This is a genomic window from Streptomyces sp. NBC_00328 (assembly GCF_036139655.1).
Classification (GTDB): domain Bacteria; phylum Actinomycetota; class Actinomycetes; order Streptomycetales; family Streptomycetaceae; genus Streptomyces.
Genome location: NZ_CP108013.1, coordinates 8,680,525 through 8,696,994, shown reverse-complemented (window position 1 = coordinate 8,696,994; position 16,470 = coordinate 8,680,525). Strand labels below are relative to the sequence as shown.

12 protein-coding genes are annotated in these 16,470 nt (G+C 72.8%); 10 read left to right on the top strand and 2 right to left on the bottom strand.

From position 1 onward, the window contains the following. Window positions 1-61 precede the first annotated feature (61 nt). On the bottom strand, window positions 62-1,867 hold the full coding sequence (locus tag OG485_RS38105) for an RICIN domain-containing protein (protein WP_328673176.1): 1,806 nt from the start codon (window positions 1,865-1,867) through the stop codon (window positions 62-64). Between the two features lie 794 nt (window positions 1,868-2,661). Here OG485_RS38105 and OG485_RS38100 point away from each other — a divergent pair. The 3 genes from OG485_RS38100 to OG485_RS38090 all read left to right on the top strand — a co-directional run bounded on the left by OG485_RS38100 (window position 2,662) and on the right by OG485_RS38090 (window position 7,140). Next, on the top strand, window positions 2,662-5,037 hold the full coding sequence (locus OG485_RS38100) for a SpoIIE family protein phosphatase (RefSeq protein WP_328673175.1): 2,376 nt from the start codon (window positions 2,662-2,664) through the stop codon (window positions 5,035-5,037). A gap of 286 nt (window positions 5,038-5,323) precedes the next feature. Further along, window positions 5,324-6,592, top strand: a complete 1,269-nt coding sequence (locus tag OG485_RS38095) for an arsenic transporter (protein WP_328674805.1) — start codon at window positions 5,324-5,326, stop codon at window positions 6,590-6,592. 5 nt (window positions 6,593-6,597) lie between these two features. Next, window positions 6,598-7,140, top strand: coding sequence for a universal stress protein (locus OG485_RS38090; RefSeq protein WP_328673174.1), 543 nt, complete (start codon window positions 6,598-6,600; stop codon window positions 7,138-7,140). Between the two features lie 107 nt (window positions 7,141-7,247). Here OG485_RS38090 and OG485_RS38085 read toward each other — a convergent pair whose 3' ends face one another. Continuing rightward, window positions 7,248-8,774: a DUF2079 domain-containing protein gene (locus OG485_RS38085; protein ID WP_328673173.1), complete on the bottom strand. Its 1,527-nt coding sequence runs from the start codon at window positions 8,772-8,774 to the stop codon at window positions 7,248-7,250. A 114-nt stretch (window positions 8,775-8,888) separates the two neighbouring features. Between OG485_RS38085 and OG485_RS38080 the strand changes: the two genes are divergently transcribed. The 7 genes from OG485_RS38080 (at window position 8,889) to OG485_RS38050 (ending at window position 16,464) form a co-directional block, all read left to right on the top strand. Next, entirely contained in the window at window positions 8,889-9,617 is a 729-nt protein-coding gene (locus OG485_RS38080; protein ID WP_328673172.1) for a response regulator transcription factor, read from the top strand. Beyond that, window positions 9,610-11,379, top strand: a complete 1,770-nt coding sequence (locus OG485_RS38075; RefSeq protein ID WP_328673171.1) for a sensor histidine kinase — start codon at window positions 9,610-9,612, stop codon at window positions 11,377-11,379. The genes OG485_RS38080 and OG485_RS38075 overlap by 8 nt, the downstream gene beginning before the upstream one ends. 46 nt (window positions 11,380-11,425) lie before the next feature. Continuing rightward, a complete protein-coding gene (locus OG485_RS38070) occupies window positions 11,426-12,259 on the top strand; it encodes a phytanoyl-CoA dioxygenase family protein (RefSeq protein WP_328673170.1) in 834 nt (277 codons plus the stop codon). Window positions 12,260-12,470: 211 nt separating this feature from the next. Continuing rightward, window positions 12,471-13,322: an endo alpha-1,4 polygalactosaminidase gene (locus OG485_RS38065; RefSeq protein WP_328673169.1), complete on the top strand. Its 852-nt coding sequence runs from the start codon at window positions 12,471-12,473 to the stop codon at window positions 13,320-13,322. A gap of 11 nt (window positions 13,323-13,333) precedes the next feature. Beyond that, a complete protein-coding gene (locus tag OG485_RS38060; RefSeq protein ID WP_328673168.1) occupies window positions 13,334-14,626 on the top strand; it encodes an ABC transporter substrate-binding protein in 1,293 nt (430 codons plus the stop codon). A 48-nt stretch (window positions 14,627-14,674) separates the two neighbouring features. Then, a complete protein-coding gene (locus tag OG485_RS38055) occupies window positions 14,675-15,637 on the top strand; it encodes a carbohydrate ABC transporter permease (protein ID WP_328673167.1) in 963 nt (320 codons plus the stop codon). Next, window positions 15,634-16,464, top strand: coding sequence for a carbohydrate ABC transporter permease (locus OG485_RS38050; RefSeq protein ID WP_328673166.1), 831 nt, complete (start codon window positions 15,634-15,636; stop codon window positions 16,462-16,464). Before OG485_RS38055 ends, OG485_RS38050 begins: the two co-directional genes overlap by 4 nt. The last annotated feature ends 6 nt before the right edge of the window (window positions 16,465-16,470 follow it).

The window sequence follows — 16,470 nt, the reverse complement described above, 5'->3', positions numbered from 1 at the left end:
CCGTAGCCGCCCAACCGCCGCCGGGCACGGGGTTTTTGCGGCAGCGGCCACCCGACCGTATTCAGGGCCGTTCGGTCCGCCAGCGCTGGATGTCGGAGTAGTCGCGGACCTTGACCACGATGTCGGCTCCGGGGTCCGTGGACGCGGGTGCGACGGCCAGTCCGTCGCGCCCGCGGGACAGCAACTCGCCCTCGTCGGTGAGGTCGTAGCGCAGGTCCTCACGCCGCTTCTCGTCCCCGTCGGCACAGCGGCCGAGGAGCAGGACACCGTCGTCGGCACGTGCGTCGAGGCAGAGCCCGGTGCTCGCGACGCTGCGCAGCAGTCCGTCCCGCTCGTACACCCATTGCTGGGTCCAGGCGGACGAGCACACGTCCAGCGTGGCCTCGGCGCCTTCCACCGCCCTGGCGTCCCGCAGGCCGAGGCACAGGTCGGCGTCCACGTTGCGCAGCCGGGTCCGCTCACCCTTGGACGCCACTTCGGCCGCGGTGGACGGCGTGGACATCACGGGCGGGACCTGAGAACCCTGGGCCGGAGACAGCGTCCGGCTGCTGCTCGCTCCGATGGCGGCGGCGGAGTCGGTGCCGCCCTCCTCGTTCGGCCACAGACTGACCGCGAGGACGGTCGCGAGCAGCGCGGCCGACAGACCGGCCCCGGTGACCAGGGCCTGCTGGGACACCTCGGCCGGCCTGGCGGCCCGTCGCCCCGTCGACGCGGACAAGGGCTGCGGACGACGGCGCCCGCCGCCCGCCGGGCTCGCACCGCCTTCGGCGCGCCCCTCCCGGCCACGGCGTCCGCCCGCGCCGGCTCGCCCACGGACCGCCGGGGTCTCGCCTCCCTCCGCGCTACCACGGCCCGCCGGGATCTCGCCGCTCTCGGCGCGGCGCGCGTCGTCTCCGGGGCGTGCGTCCTTCCCGGTCCGCTCGCCGCCCGCCGGGCGTCCGTCGTCCGGGAGACGTCCGTCCTTCCCACTCTCACCGCCGCGCTGCCGCCTGGCCCGGAACCGGGAGACGCCGGCACGCGGGCGCAGTCCCTGCCGTCCGCGTGCCCGGCGGGAGTCGTAGTAGCGGCGGGCGCCCCAGCCGAGCACGGACTCGGCGATCAGCAGCCCCAACCCACCCTCGAAATGGCTGAGTTGTGCCGCCGCGTACCGGCAGTAGGAGCACTCCGAAAGGTGCTCCTGGACATCCGGCAGCAGGGCCCCGCCGCGCCGGATCGGCGCGTCGAGGAGCCGGTTGTGGAAACCGCATTCCCTGGTCGGGGCGAATTCCAGATGTGCCCGCAGACAGGCCTGGCGGAATTGCTCGCGGGCCTGTTCCCAGGCGGCGACCGCGATGGGCTCCTCCATGCCCAGGAGTCCGGCCGGCACGGACAGCGACTCGTCCTCCACCTCGGTGTGCCACAACAGGCATCGGGCGACGCCCGGAAGACCGAGGAAAGCGTGTTCGGCGAGCTTGCGGTTCTCCGCCGTCATGGACTTCGCCGCGCGCATTCCGCGCCCGCCCGCGGGTTTCCTCAAAGCCGGCAGGGCCTCCGACATCCGGTCGTCCGCGGCCCAGGTCCGGACCGTGTCCCGCACCGTGACGAGGAGTTGGGGCCGCAGCGCGAGAGCATGCCCGCCCGCCCCGAGGCCGTCGAGGACGTGACGGAAGGACGCCTCGGTGACCATGGAGGCGACCTGCGAGGACGTGGCGAGGCAGATCACCGCGTAGTCGTACGCCGGTCGCCAGTGCCGGGCTGTCAACAGGGCGACGGGACGGGTGCCGTCGGCCTCCTCCCCGTCTCTCAGCACGGCGGCGAGGTCCTCGTCGGACTCGCCGAAATATCCGCCGGGCGGACGGTCGGGCAGCGGCGGGTGGGGGGTGCGCACGGGAGCGGGTTCCTTCCGAGGTGCAAGGGGCACACAGGTCGTGCTTGCCCGTCGAAAAGGAGTCCCGATTGGTGTGGACCTTTTGACGGAGCGCCGGGAGAACGGCCGGGGACGAAGGCCGTGCGGCGACCGTCGCTCGGAGAGCTTCTTGAGCTCGTCGACAGCCGGAAATGGCGAACAGCGATTCAGACCCGGCCTTGACCAAGCGCGGGAGGCTCACCCTCGCACAACACACTCGTCACCAACAAGGCGCACGAGCCAGATCAGCCTTATTGAAAACATGTCAAAAGCGAACGACGGCTCGGGGGACCGTCCGGCTTTCGGCATTTCATGCGCCCCGTGTGAACCGTGCGCACACACCGGCTTCTCACGCACGCTCCCCGCGCACCCGGCTCCGCGGTCGACTGGGACCGGCCCTTCTCGAAGGCCCCGCGCGGGACGGCGGGCGCTCCCACGCGAAACCGGCCGCCGACCCCGCTCCTCCCGCCCTCGGTCGGCGGCCCCGGGGCCGTTTCAGGGGGCCTTGCATTCGCCTCGCATTTAGGCAAACACCCATGAATAAGCGGATTCTGACGGAGGGATACGGGCTCACGAATCCGGCCGTCACCGGCCCGGCGCTCACTTCCGTCCCGCGAGCCGCATCGGCCGCGAAGGCGCGGCGCGCGGGCCGTCCGCTACGAATGGCTGTCCGGACCCTCCGCGTTCGAGGGTGCTCGAGTCGCCCAGCCACTAGTCTGGAACCCGGACGACGCGCTTGTTCACTGTGAGTGTGCGCACAAGGGAAAGTGGCGACGATGAGCCCGGTCCACCCTCTCGACGAGGCCGCCACCGCACAGGCGGTCATCGACGGGAACGGCACCCTGATCCACTGGAGCGAGGGTGCCCGCCGGCTCCTCGGCTACTCCCCCGAGGAGGTCGAGGGCCGCCCGGCGGCGGATCTCCTGGCCCCCGGGAGCACCGGCCCGCTCCCGGAGGCCGGCGTCGACCGCCGGTACGGAGTGCTCGACCTGCGCCACCGCGACGGCCGGATCCTGCCCGTGTGGCTGCTCGCCCACCGCATGGAGCGCGGCGAGGACTGGCTGGTACTCACCCCGCTGGAGGGCCAGGAGCCCCGCACCCTGGAGGACCCGCTCGTCCGCGCCGTCCTCGCGCAGGCTCCCTGCGCCATAGCCGTCTACGACGAACGGCTGCGGCTGTACGGCCTCAACGACGCGATGTGCGAGGTCGTCGGCCTGCCGGAGGACCGCATCCGAGGTCTGCGGGTCTCCGAGATCGGGTCCCGGCGGGCCGGCGAGCAGCTGGAGCGCGAGATGGCCGAGGTCCTGGCCTCCGGACGCCCGCGCGCCGTGGCGACGTACGCGCGCGCCGACGGCGAGGACCGGCCGCAGCACTGGCTCGCGCGGATCGCCCCGCTCACCGACACCCATGGACGCGTGATCGGCGTGTCCGTGGCCGCTCACGACTTCACCGAGCAGTACCGGGCCCGCGAGCGGCTCCAGCTGGTCAACGAGGCGAGCATGCGCATCGGCACCACCCTCGACGTCGGCCGGACGGCCCAGGAGCTGGCCGACGTCTGCGTACCCGCCCTCGCCGACTTCGTCAGCGTCGATCTGCTGGACCCCCCGGAGAACGGGGGCGAGTACGACGTCGAACCGCCGGCCGCCCCGGTCACGCTCCGCCGCGCCGCCCACCGGTCGGTGAACGAGGGCAGCCCGGAGGCCGTCCTCGAACCCGGCGACGCCGACGTCTATCCCGCGTCCTCGCCGCAGGCCGACTCGCTGATCGCGGGCCGGCCCCTCGTCGCGCCGAACGCGAGCGGCACCCTGGAGGAATGGCTGAGCTCGGACGGACCGCGCGGCAGACACGTCCGGGAGTACGGCGTCCACGCCACCATGTCGGTGCCCGTCCGGGCCCGGGGCCGGACCCTCGGGGTCGTCGTCCTCAGCCGGTTCCGGCGGCGCGACCCCTTCACCGCCGACGACGTGCTGCTCGCCGAGGAGGTCACGGCCAGGGCCGCCGTGTGCATCGACAACGCCCGCCGCTTCTCCCGCGAGCGGCAGACCGCGCTGGCCCTCCAGCGCAGCCTGCTGCCCCAGTCCCTGCCCCGGACAGCGGCCCTGGAGATGGCGTCGCGCTATCTGCCCGCGGCGCGTGCCGGGGTCGGCGGCGACTGGTTCGACGTGATCCCGCTGTCCGGGATGCGGGTCGCCATGGTCGTCGGCGATGTCATCGGCAACGGCATCCAGGCCTCGGCGACCATGGGCCGGCTGCGCACCGCCGTACGCACCCTCGCCGACATCGATCTGGCCCCGGACGAGCTGCTCACCCACCTCGACGACCTCGTCGTACGGCTGTCCGCCGAGGCCGGGGCCGAGGAGACCACCGGAGAGGTGGGCGCCACCTGCGTCTACGCGGTGTACGACCCGGTCTCCCGGCGCTGCACGCTCGCCAGCGCGGGCCATCCGCCGCCCCTCGTCCTGACGCCGGACGGACCGCCCCGGCAGATCGACGTGCCGCCCGGTCCGGCGCTCGGCCTGGGCGGGCTGCCCTTCGAGTCGGTCGAGCTCGAACTGCCCGAGGGCACGGTGCTCGCGCTGTACACCGACGGCCTGCTGGAGAGCCGCGACCGGGACGTCGACGCCGGCCTCCGGCTGTTCTGCCGGGCCCTGGAGGAGTCGTCGCGGCATCTGGAGGGGGCGGCCCACGCGATCCTCCAGGCGCTGCTTCCCGCGGGCGGCGCGCCGGACGACGTGGCGCTGCTGCTCGCCCGTACCCAGGGCCTCGCCGCGTCCGACGTGACGACCTGGGACATCCCCGCCGACCCCGCCCTCGTCGCGCCGATCCGCAAGCAGGTCGCCGATCAGCTGGAGATCTGGGGCCTGACCGTGGCCACCTTCACGACCGAGCTGGTGGTCAGCGAACTGGTCACCAACGCCATCCGCTACGGCGAACCGCCCATTCGGCTGCGGCTCATCCACGACGCCGAGACCCTGATCTGCGAGGTCTCGGACAGCAGCCACACCGCGCCGCATCTGCGGCGGGCGAAGACCTTCGACGAGGGTGGACGCGGGCTGCTCCTGGTCGCCCAGCTCACCCAGCGCTGGGGCAGCCGGCACACCCCGGAGGGCAAGACCATCTGGGCGGAGCTGTCCCTCCTCGGCGAGGAGTGAGGACCCCACCGGGACGGAGCCGGAGCGGGACCGCGGCGCGAGGGAGGGCGTTCAGGGGCCGGGGGTGCGGTGTCTGATGTGATGTGGGTGCCGCCATCACCGCCCGGAGGACACCATCCTGTACAGCCCGCTCGTCCAAGGCATCCCCGGCGCGGCCGGCACCCGGTTCGCCGGAGCGTTCTCCGCCGGTCCCGGCACCCGTCTCGCCGAGGCCTTCTCCCCCGGACCCGGCACCCACCTTCCCGCGCCGCACCTCGGCGGTGCCGCCACCTCCGGCACCGCGACGCTGGCCGCCGCTCTCGGCAGTCCGCTCGCCGAGGCGCTGTCCGTCGTCCTGCTCGCGGCCGTCCTCGTCTGCGCGGTCGTACGGCCTTTCAACTGGCCGGAAGCGGTCGTGGCCGTGCCCGCCGCGGGGCTGGTCCTGGCCACCGGGGCGATCTCCTGGGACCACGTCCGCGCCGAGGCCGCCCATCTGGGTCCGGTGATCGGCTTCCTCGCGGCGGTCCTCGTCCTGGCAAAGTTCTGTGACGACGACGGGCTCTTCCAGGCGTGCGGCGCCTGGATGGCCCGCTGGGCCGCGGGGCAGCCGGGCCGGCTGCTGACCGCGGTGTTCGCGCTCGCCTCGGCGATCACGGCGGTGCTCAGCCTGGACGCCACCATCGTGCTGCTGACCCCCGTCGTGTTCGCGACGGCGGCGCGGATGGGAGCCCGCCCGAAACCGCACGTGTACGCGTGCACCCACCTGTCGAACACCGCCTCGCTGCTCCTTCCGGTCTCCAACCTCACCAACCTCCTCGCGTTCGCCGCCAGCGGTCTGAGCTTCACCCGGTTCGCCGCGCTGATGGTGCTGCCCTGGCTGGTCGCGATCGGCGCCGAGTACCTGGTCTTCCGGCGCTTCTTCGCCCGTGACCTCGCGGCGGGCGCGTTCCCCCGGCGGGCCGAGGAGCCGCCGGACCTGCCGCTGTTCGCGCTGATCACCGTGGGCTGCACCCTGGCCGGTTTCGTCCTGGCCTCGGCCGTCGGCGTCGACCCGGCCTGGTCCGCCGCCGCGGGGGCGCTCGTCCTGGCCGGGCGGGCTCTCCTCCGCCGCCGCACCACCCCGCTCACCGTGGTGCGCGCCGCCGCGCCGTCCTTCCTCGCCTTCGTCCTCGCGCTCGGCGTCGTCGTCCGCGCGGTCGTCGACAACGGTCTGGCCGGTGCCCTCGACGACCTCCTCCCGGAGGGCGGATCACTGGCGGCGCTGCTCGGCGTCGCCGCGATCGCCGCCGTCCTGGCCAACCTGATCAACAACCTGCCCGCGGTCCTCGTTCTGCTGCCACTGGCGGCCGACTCGGGCGCGGGCGCGGTGCTGGCCGTCCTGCTCGGCGTCAACATCGGGCCCAATCTGACGTACGCGGGTTCCCTCGCGACGCTGCTGTGGCGACGTATCGTGCATCAGCACGAACACGGCGTCGACCTCAAGGAGTTCACCCGGCTGGGCGTGATCGCCGTACCCGCGGCGCTGGTGCCCGCCGTACTGGCGCTGTGGGGCTCGCTCCACGTCATCGGAGGCTGATGGGCATGCGGGTGGTCGTCTGGCTGGTCGAGGGAACATGGCCCGCGTGCGTGGACGCCGTGCGCACGCACGCCCCCGGGGCCACGGACGTGGTGCTGCTGCATGTCGCCGACCCCGCCGTGCCCGGTCTCGCGCACGGCGCCTTCGCGGGGCTTCTCGGACGCGGACGCGCCGAACCCGATCCCGGCGACCTCCTGGAGACCCTCGGCACGGTCTCCGGGGCCGAGCTCCTCGACGCGGCGGCCCGGCGGTTCGGGGGCCCGGCGACCCGTCTGGAGCGCACCGGCCGGGTGGAGCGGGAGGTCGTGGCGGCGGCCGAGGACGCCGGTCTGCTCGTCCTGGCCCGCGACGGCGACCGCAGCCGGCTCGGCCCGCACAGCCTCGGACCGGCCGGACGCTTCGTCGTCGACCACGCCCCCTGCCCGGTGCTCCTCGTGTGGCCCGAACCGGCACCGGACGTCACGACGTTGCCGCCTCCGCCCCCGCATCCGCCGCACCACCCGGACCATCCTCACCATCCCGATCACCCGCACCGCCCTCATCCCTGAAGAGCCGTTTCACATCCTCTTTTCGCAGGGTCACGGGGACGAGCCCAGCAAGCTACCGAGCGTAGGAGGCGCCACGGGTTCCACGGCGTCGTCTGCCTGCGGCTCTGTCAGGGCCGCCGCTGCAGGAGAACGTAGCCGTCCTGGTCCGCGACGGTCCGGTAGCGGCCGTTGTCCCGGGCCTCGGACAGCAGCCTGCGGTCGTCGTCGGGTGAGATCGGCCAGCCCTGCGGTCGCGCGCTGTCGTCGATGATCCACTCCGGGTCGGGACGGCTGTCCCCCAGGCCGAACACGCTGACCCGGGTGCGGCTGGCGAGCTGCGGGACCAGCCGGTTGGAGGCGGCGACGGTGGCGCCGTCCGGGATGCGGTCCATCAGCCGCCGGGCGGTCGCGAGCCGGGGGTCGGTGTGCCAGGTGGCGGGCTGCGTCAACTCCCACAGCGGGAACTGGGGTAGCAGGAGCACGCTGACGGCCGCGCTCGCCGCCAGCGCGTACCGCACGGGGCCGGGCCGGGTCAGCGCGTCGACGAGGGCGGCGAACAGCACCGGCATCAGGACCGCGCTGTAGTGGTAGCCGGTTCCCCAGTAGGCCTGGTTGTCCGACGCGAAGCGCCACAGGAGCGTCGGCACGGCCGCCCACAGGAGCGGGGAGCGCACGGCCAGGAACCCGGTCACGGACAGCAGGGCCAGCACCGTCAGCGCCTTGGTGTCCGGGGTGACCAGTCCCACCGTGTAGTGGAGGAGCAACTCGCCGACGCCCGGCGTCGCGGACCCCGCGCCGGGCACGCTGGAGGTGTAGGCGAACGTGCCACCGGGGTTGAACGCCGGTATCACGACCAGCATCTCCAGGAAGGACCCGAGCACTCCGGCCAGGAACAGGGCACCCCCCGTCCGGCGGTGGTCGTGATCGCCGGTGCGCGCGATCAGCAGACCCACGACCGCGACGGTCAGCCCGAGATCCTCCTTCACCAGCAGCAGCGGAAGCGCCCACAGGGCCGCGGCACGCGCCCGGCCCCGGCCCACCGCCGTCAGGGAGAACGCCAGCAGCGGCACGGCGAAGCACACCTCGTGGAAGTCGAATCCGACCGCCTGGGCGACACCCCAGGAGGCGCCGTGGCCGAGACCGACCACCAGCGCCGCCCGCCGGCCGCGTACCTCCTCGGCCCACCTGGCCAGGGGTATCACCGCCACCGCGAACAACGCGGCCTGCGCCACCAGCAGGGTCACCGGCGTCGGCCAGACCCGGTACAGCGGTGCCAGCAGGGCCAGCACGGGCGAGAAGTGGTCGCCGAGCAGCGGGAACCCCGGTCCCTTGAGCTCGGCCACCGGCAGGTGCCCGTGCGCGTAGGACCGTACCGCCTGCTCGAAGATCCCCAGGTCGTAACCGGTGGTCAGCATCCGCTGGTGCAGCCGCACGGACAGCGCCGTGTACGTCACGAAGCACACCAGGGCGACAGTCAGCGCGGTCGCCCAGCCGGGGGTACCCCCCGACGGCCGGGCCGTTCCGGCGACGGGCCCGGCCGCGTCGTCGCGGGACGGGCGGGACGGGGAGGGGAGCGCGGGCAGGCGGGTAGGCACGTCGGGCCTTTCGTCCGGCGGATCACCGATACGGCGCTCGCCGCGCGGGTGGGGCCGCACGGCGAGCACCTTTCTGGGGGCTCGGACACCGTGCCGGAGAGCCGCTGACCGGGTCCTGACCGAACCTGACGAAGCGGTCAGGGAGCCGCCGGAAGCCTGTGCCAGGCTGGCGGGATGAGAATTCTGGTGGTGGAGGACGAGCGCGAGCTGGCGGAGACGCTGCGCCTCGGGCTGACGGCCGAGGGCTATCGCGTGGACGTGGCCCATGACGGCCGCGAGGGCCTGTGGAAGGCCCGCACGGGTGACTACGCGGCCGTCGTGCTCGACCTGATGCTGCCGCTGCTCAACGGCTACCGGGTCTGCGCGGAGCTGCGCCGCGAGGGCATCACCACCCCCGTGCTGGTGCTCACCGCGAAGGACGGCGACTGGGACCAGGCCGAGGCCCTCGACACCGGCGCCGACGACTACGTCACCAAGCCGTTCACCTACCTGGTCCTGGTCGCACGGCTGCGCGCGCTCATGCGCCGGGCGCGGGGAGCGGCCTCCCCGCTGCTGGCGGTGGGCGACCTGGTGCTGGACGTGGCGGCCAGAACCTGCCTCAGGTCGGGCGTCGCCGTCCCGCTCACGCCCCGGGAGTTCGGAGTCGCCGAGGTGCTCGCGCGGCGGCCGGGCGAGGCGGTCACGAAGTCGGAGATCCTGCACCACGCCTGGCCGGACGTGGCCGAGGACCTCAACCTGGTGGAGGTCCGGGTCAGCGCCCTGCGCCGGAAGATCGACACGGCCTTCGGACGGCAGTCCCTCCTGACGGTGCGCGGGGTGGGCTACCGGTTGGTCGACGACCGCGGAGAGGCGAGGGAAGGCGCCGTGCAGGAGCCCCCGGCCGGGCGGAACTCCGGTGGCTGACGTCCCGAACGGGCGGCATCCGAGCGGGCGCCGCACCCTGGTACCCGCGTACCCGCCCGGCACGCTCCGCCGGCTTCGGCGCGCCCGCCTGCTCCCACGCCCGGTACGGGTCCTCCGCTCGCTGCGGGTCCTCCCACGCTCGGTACGGGCGCGTTCCGCGTTCGCCGCCGCCTTCGCCGCGGCCGTGCTCTTCACCTCCGGGGCCCTGCTGATGCGGCATCAGCTGTACGACGAGCGGCTGCGTGCCACTTCGTCGGTGGCCCAGGAGCAGGTCGACACCCTGCTCAGCGCAACCGCCCACTCATCCATCGGCGGCCCCTGGGGGGCGCCCTACGAAATCGTCGCCGACGACGGCGTGCTCCTGGCGTCCAGTCCCGAGCTGGAGCCGTACGAGAAGGACGGCCACGCGTTCCTCCCGGGCCCGGGCCGGGGCGGGAGCCTGCCCCTGTACACCAGACGCCGGTTCACGTTCCCCGCCGTGGCCGAGCCGGCGGCCCGCTCGCTGTCCGGACGGACCCTGACCACCGTCGAGGGGACGGTGCCCGCCTCCTACCTGCCCGGCGAGACGCAGGGGCGCGGGGTGGCCGCCGGCGCCCGGGTCCGGGTGTACGTCCTGATCGTCCCGGACGATGCCGAGCGAGCGGTCGGCGAACTCGACCGGGAACTCGTCGTGGCCGTTCCCCTCGCGACCGCGCTGGTGGCCGGGGTGGCCTGGCTGGCCACGCGGCGGGCGCTGCGGCCGGTCGAGGCGATCAGGGCGCGTACCGCCTCGGTGACCGCGACGGACCCCCGCGAACGGGTGGAGGTACCCGACACCGCCGACGAGGTGGCGGAACTGGCAGTGACCATCAACGCCACCCTGCAGCGGCTGGAGGAGGCGGCCACGGCACAGCGCCGGTTCGTGGCGGACGCCGCGCACGAACTGCGCAGCCCGCTCGCCACCCTGCTCGCGGGGCTGGAGGTGGCCACCGCCTACCCCGACCGGGCCGACTGGCCCGCCGTGGTGTCCGCGGCCGGCCGGCAGACGCGGCGGCTGAGCGGTCTGACGGAGGAACTGCTCCTGCTGGCCCGGCTGGACGCGGGCGCTCCGCCGGCCCGCACCGAACGGGTCGACCTGGCGGCGCTGGCGGGCCGGCTCGTGGAGGAGTACGCGGAACGCGCCGGGGGTTCCCCGAAGGTGGATCTCCTCGTCGCCGCGCCGGGTACCGCGACGACGGTGTTCGCGGCACCCGGTGACCTCGAACGGATCCTCCGGAACCTGCTCGACAACGCCCTGCGCCACGCCGTCGACCGCGTGCTGCTGACCGTGGCCCGGGACTCGGCCGCACCCGGGCCGGTGCTGTGCACCGTCCGCGACGACGGGCCCGGCGTCGCGGAAGCCGACAGCGAACGGATATTTGAGCGGTTCACCCGCCTGGACGAGTCCCGCACCCGTACGGACGGCGGCACCGGCCTCGGCCTCGCCATAGCCCGCGACCTGGCGGCCCGGCACGGCGGCCTGCTCGTGCTGGCGGTGCAGCCGAAGGGTTCGGGGGCGTGCTTCGTCCTCCGCCTGCCCGCGGGAGACCCGTGTCAGGGGTGTGGTGGAGAGCAGTTGTCGGGCCTGCCGCCACTCGACGGTGAAGGCGGTCTGTCGGCCTGCGTCCTCGAAGGCGGGACGCCTACCGGCAGTTGTTCACGTCCGGCGGACGCCCGGCCGTGTCGCGTGCCGCCTCGGGAGGAACCGCTCGCGCGGTGGTGGGCGAGCCCCCGGAGAGGGTAACCGCACGGTGTGGGACACGAGGGGCACGCCGAGAGGGGACGGTCGTATGGCAGTCACGGACAGGAGCGTGCTCGGCCGGTTCGAGCAGGACGGCTTCGTGGTGCGGCGCGGGCTGTTCGCCCCGGACGAGATCGACACCCTGTGCGCGGAGTTCGCGGCGCTGCACGAGGCCGGCCCGGTCCCCGGGCACTTCGAACCCCGGGCCCCGAGGACCGGCGGCACGGAGTTCGGCGGCGTCGGAACCGGCGCCCCGGCCGACCCGCTGCACGTCTTCCCCCGCTTCATGCACCCGCACCGCGTCAACGCCCTGTCGCTGCGTCTGCTGCTCGACCCGCGGGTGCGGGACGTCCTCGAGATCCTGCTGGGGGAAGAGGTGCTGGCCGCCCAGAGCATGTTCTACTTCAAGCCGCCCGGAGCCCGCGGCCAGGCGTTGCACCAGGACAACTTCTATCTGCGCGTCGAGCCCGGCACCTGTGTGGCCGCGTGGACCGCCTGCGATGTCATCGACCGCGAGAACGGCGGCCTGGAGGTCGTGCCGGGCACGCATCGGATGGACCTGTTCTGCCCGCACGAGGCGGACCCGGCGCTGTCCTTCGCCCGCGAGTACGTACCGCCGCCTGCCGGTCTGACCGCCGTGCCCGTCGACATGGAACCGGGGGACGTCCTGTTCTTCAACGGCAGCCTGGTCCACGGCTCCGGCCCCAACCGCAGCCGTGACCGTTTCCGCCGGTCCTTCATCGGCCACTACGTCGGCCGCTCCACCCGGCGCATCGGCGGCTTCTACCGCACGCTGACGATGGACGGTGAAGCCGTGGCCCTTCCCGAGAACGAGGGCGCGGGCCCGTGCGGGACGGGCTGGACGGCGGCCGGTCCGCACTGAACGCCGGAGCACTCTACCGGCGGTACCCAGGGCCGAAGGGGTCACTTGACGAAGTCGGGCATGCGCGATTTGATCCTCTGAGTGCCGTGGTGCGACCCGGCACGCAGAGGTGCGCCCAGCCGGTAACGGACCAGGTTCAAGTCCGGCCAAAGTCGCCAGGATCGCTCGAAGCGTCCGAGGCGGGGACGTACTCGCGATTGATGGAGCGGACATGCCCCCCGTCAAACGTGTTCTCCGCGCCGGAGTTCCGGTCACGGCCCTCGCCTGTCTTCTGACGCTCGCGGGCTGCGACGCGGGCACCGACACGAGCGCCTCGGCCGAACCGGCGCCCCGGCCCGGCCGGACAGCGACTTCCGTCGAACTCCCGCCGCTCCACGCGGGGTTCGACTACCAGATCGGCGGCGCCTACCCCCCGGCCGCCGACGTCCGCGTCGTCAGCCGCGACCGCTCGTCCTCCCCCGCCCGGGGCCTGTACAACATCTGCTACGTCAACGCCTTCCAGGCCCAGCCCGAGGAACGCGGACAGTGGCCCGCCGACCTGCTGCTGCGGGGCGCGGACGGCGAGGTCGTCGTCGACCAGGACTGGAACGAGGCGCTGCTGGACATCCGGACGCCGGACAAGCGCCGGCGGGTGGCCGCGCGGGTCGAGGAGTGGATCGACGACTGCGCCGACAAGGGATTCGACGCCGTCGAGCCCGACAACTACGACAGCTACACCCGCTCGCGGAAACTGCTGAGCGCGGAGGACGCCACCGCGTTCATCACCCTGCTCTCGCGGCACGCGCACGCCCGGCATCTGGCGATCGGGCAGAAGAACACCGTCGAACTGGCGGGAGTCAGATCGCGGACCGGGCTCGACTTCGCGGTGGCGGAGGAGTGCGGCGAGTACGACGAGTGCGGCGCGTACGCGAGGGCCTTCCACGACCGGGTGGTGGTCGTCGAGTACACCGACAGCGGTCTGCGCAAGGCCCGTTCGGCCTTCGGCGACCGGCTGAGCATCGTGCGCCGGGACGTGAAGGTCTCGACACCCGGCAGCGCGGACTACGTCCGCGAAACGCGCTGACGGAGGCCGGGATGACACACGTGATCGCGCGGCGCCGGCTGCTCCTGGGCGCGGCCGCCGCCGGGGCACTGGCAGGCTGCGGCGGCCCCTCCGACGGCGTCGGCACCGACGGCAGGGTGACCGTCGAACTGTGGCACGGCCAGAACGACACGGCCAGGAAGGCCGTGGAGTCGCTGGTGGCCGAGTTCAACCGCACCCATCCACGCATCCGCGTGGACAGTTCGGGCGGCGGGGTGGTGGCCGACGCCATGCTCCAGAAGGTCACGGCCGCGCTCGCCGCCGGCTCTTACCCCGACATCGCCTACATCTTCGGCTCGGACCTGGCGAGCGTCGCCCGCAGCCCCCGGGTCGTCGACCTCACGTCCGCGCTGCACGAGGGCGCCCCGCCGTGGAAGTCCTTCTGGACGCCGGTACGGGACGCGGTCACCGTCAACGGCAGGGTGCGCGCCGCCCCGGCGGTGCTCGACTCGCTGGCCGTCGTCTACAACAAGAAGCTGTTCCGCGAGGCCGGGGTCCCCTTCCCGAAGGCGGGGTGGAGCTGGGACGAGTTCACCGACACCGCGCGCAGACTCACCGACTCCGGACGCGGGACCTTCGGCACGGGCTGGCCGGGCACGGGCGACGAGGACACGGTCTGGCGGCTGTGGCCGATGATCTGGGACCTCGGCGGAGAGGTGATCGCCGCCGACGGCGGGAGAGTCGGCTTCGCCGAGCAGGGCGCCCAGGCTCTGTCGACCCTCGCCCGACTGGCCCACGACAGAAGCGTCTACGTCGATCCGAAGCCCGGCAGCGAGCAGATGTACCAGGTGTTCCTGAGCGGCCGGATGGCGATGGTGGCGACGGGACCCTGGCAGCTTCCGGACGTCATCACCGCCAAGGTCGACTACGGCGTCGTCCCGCTCCCGACGTACAGCGGCAGGCCCGTCACCATCTCCGGGCCGGACACCTGGACCGTCTTCGACAACGGCTCCGCCCGTTCCCGGGCGGCCGTCGAGTTCGTGCGCTGGATGATCCGGCCGGCCCAGGACGCGCGCTGGGACCTCGCGGCGGGCAGTCTCCCGCTCGGCTCGGCCACCGCCCGGCGTCCGGAGTGGCGCGAGCACGCGCGGACGACCACCGGACTCGGCGTGTTCACCGACACGCTGAACTCCGCCCGGGTCCGGCCCGTGCACGCCGCCTATCCGCAGATCTCCCAGGCCCTCGGCGAGGCGATCGTCTCGGTCCTGCTCGGCAAGGACTCCCCCGCCCACGCCGTCCGCCGGTGCGCCGACGCGGCCGACGCGGCCCTGCTCATCCCCCGGTGACCTCGACTTCAGACGTTCCCAGCCGACTTCCGGCTGAAGGAGGCCGTCATGTCCACCCTTCCCCGTGCCATCACCCTCGTTCCGGGCCCCGCGGTGACCCCGGCCGCCGCGCGGCGCGCCGCCCGCCGCCGCGGCCGCCGGGAGACCGCCACCGCCTGGGCCTTCATCGGCCCGTCGGTCGTCGTGATCCTCGGTCTGAGCATCGTGCCCGTCGTCTGGTCACTGCTGCTCTCCTTCCGGGCCGACGACCTGGTCACCCCGGGCCGCTGGGTCGGCCTCGACAACTACCGGGCCCTGGCCCAGGACCCCAACTTCCGTACGGCCGTGGGCAATACCCTGCTCTACGCCGCCCTCTACGTGCCGCTCAGCCTGTTCGGCGGACTGATGCTGGCCCTGGCGCTGAACCGCCGTATCCGGTTCATCGGCCTCTACCGCACGCTCGTCTTCGTTCCGTTCGTGGTCTCGGCGACCGCGCAGGGCGTGCTGTTCTCGTTCATCCTCGATCCCGAGTTCGGTGTCGCGAACTCCCTGCTGCACAAGCTCGGACTGTCCCCGCAGGGCTTTCTCACCGACCCCGACCAGGCGATCTATCTGCTGGTGCTGATCTCGCTGTGGAGCGGTGTCGGATTCTGCGTCGTCGTCTATCTGGCCGCGCTGCAGGACGTGCCGCCCGAACTCGTGGAAGCCGCGCGGATCGACGGGGCGGGTCGCGGTCGGGTACTGCGCCACATCATCCTGCCGACCCTCACCCCGGTCACCGTGTTCCTGCTGCTGTGGCAGCTGATCACGGCACTCCAGGTCTTCGACCTGATCTATGTGACGACGAAGGGCGGCCCCCTCGGCTCGACCGGCGTGGTCGTCTACTTCGTCTGGCAGCAGGCGTTCCAGACGTTCACGGCGGGCTACGGGGCCGCCGCGGCGTACGTCCTCGCGGTCGCCCTGCTGGTGGCGGGCGGGGCGCTGCGTCTTCTGCGGCGGCGGCAGGAACGTACCGAAGGAGCGGTCCGATGAGTTCACCCGCGGCCTCCCGCAGGCCGAGTACCTGGCATCTGCTGCTGGCTCCGCTGACCTTGTGCTTCGCGCTGCCGCTGGTGTGGCTGGTGCTCAGCTCGGTGATGTCCGACGCGGAGATCAACCGGTTCCCGCCCGCGCTGTGGCCGAAGGGGATCGACCTGGGCGGTTACCGGTATGTGCTCGGGAACGCGATGTTCCCGCGCTGGTTCGCCAATTCGCTGATCGTCGCGGTCGCGGCCGTCCTGTCGAACCTGCTGCTGGGAGCGCTCGGCGGCTACGCCTTCGCGCGGATGCGGTTCGCCGGGTCACGGACCCTGCTCGCTCTGATGCTCGCGACGATGGTGATCCCCTTCCAGCTCACGATGATCCCGACCTTCCTGGTGATGAAGGAACTCGGTCTCATCGACACGCTCGGCGCGCTGATCGTGCCCTCGCTCGTCACCCCGTTCGCGGTCTTCCTGTTCCGGCAGTTCTTCCTCGCGCTGCCCAGGGAGATGGAGGAGGCGGCCTGGATCGACGGGTGTTCGCGGCTGCGGGTGCTGTTCTCGATCGTGCTGCCGCTGGCCCGGCCCGCGCTGGCCACGGTCGCGGTGCTGACCTTCCTGAGCACCTGGAACGACTTGTCCTGGCCGCTCATCGCGATCAATCACGACACGCGGTACACCTTGCAGCTCGGTCTGACGACGTTCCAGGGACAGCACCACACGCGGTGGTCGGCGGTGATGGCGGGCAACGTGATCACCGTGCTGCCCGTCCTGATCGCGTTCCTGCTCGCGCAGAAGACCTTTGTCCAGTCGCTCACTTCGAGCGGTCTGAAGGGCTAGGCCACC

Bases quoted from the DNA above. Each gene is read 5' to 3' on its own strand.
- OG485_RS38100 (WP_328673175.1), top strand. From the start codon at position 2,662: ATGAGCCCGGTCCACCCTCTCGACGAGGCCGCCACCGCACAGGCGGTC.
- OG485_RS38090 (WP_328673174.1), top strand. From the start codon at position 6,598: ATGCGGGTGGTCGTCTGGCTGGTCGAGGGAACATGGCCCGCGTGCGTG.
- OG485_RS38080 (WP_328673172.1), top strand. From the start codon at position 8,889: ATGAGAATTCTGGTGGTGGAGGACGAGCGCGAGCTGGCGGAGACGCTG.
- OG485_RS38070 (WP_328673170.1), top strand. From the start codon at position 11,426: ATGGCAGTCACGGACAGGAGCGTGCTCGGCCGGTTCGAGCAGGACGGC.
- OG485_RS38065 (WP_328673169.1), top strand. From the start codon at position 12,471: ATGCCCCCCGTCAAACGTGTTCTCCGCGCCGGAGTTCCGGTCACGGCC.
- OG485_RS38060 (WP_328673168.1), top strand. From the start codon at position 13,334: ATGACACACGTGATCGCGCGGCGCCGGCTGCTCCTGGGCGCGGCCGCC.
- OG485_RS38055 (WP_328673167.1), top strand. From the start codon at position 14,675: ATGTCCACCCTTCCCCGTGCCATCACCCTCGTTCCGGGCCCCGCGGTG.
- OG485_RS38050 (WP_328673166.1), top strand. From the start codon at position 15,634: ATGAGTTCACCCGCGGCCTCCCGCAGGCCGAGTACCTGGCATCTGCTG.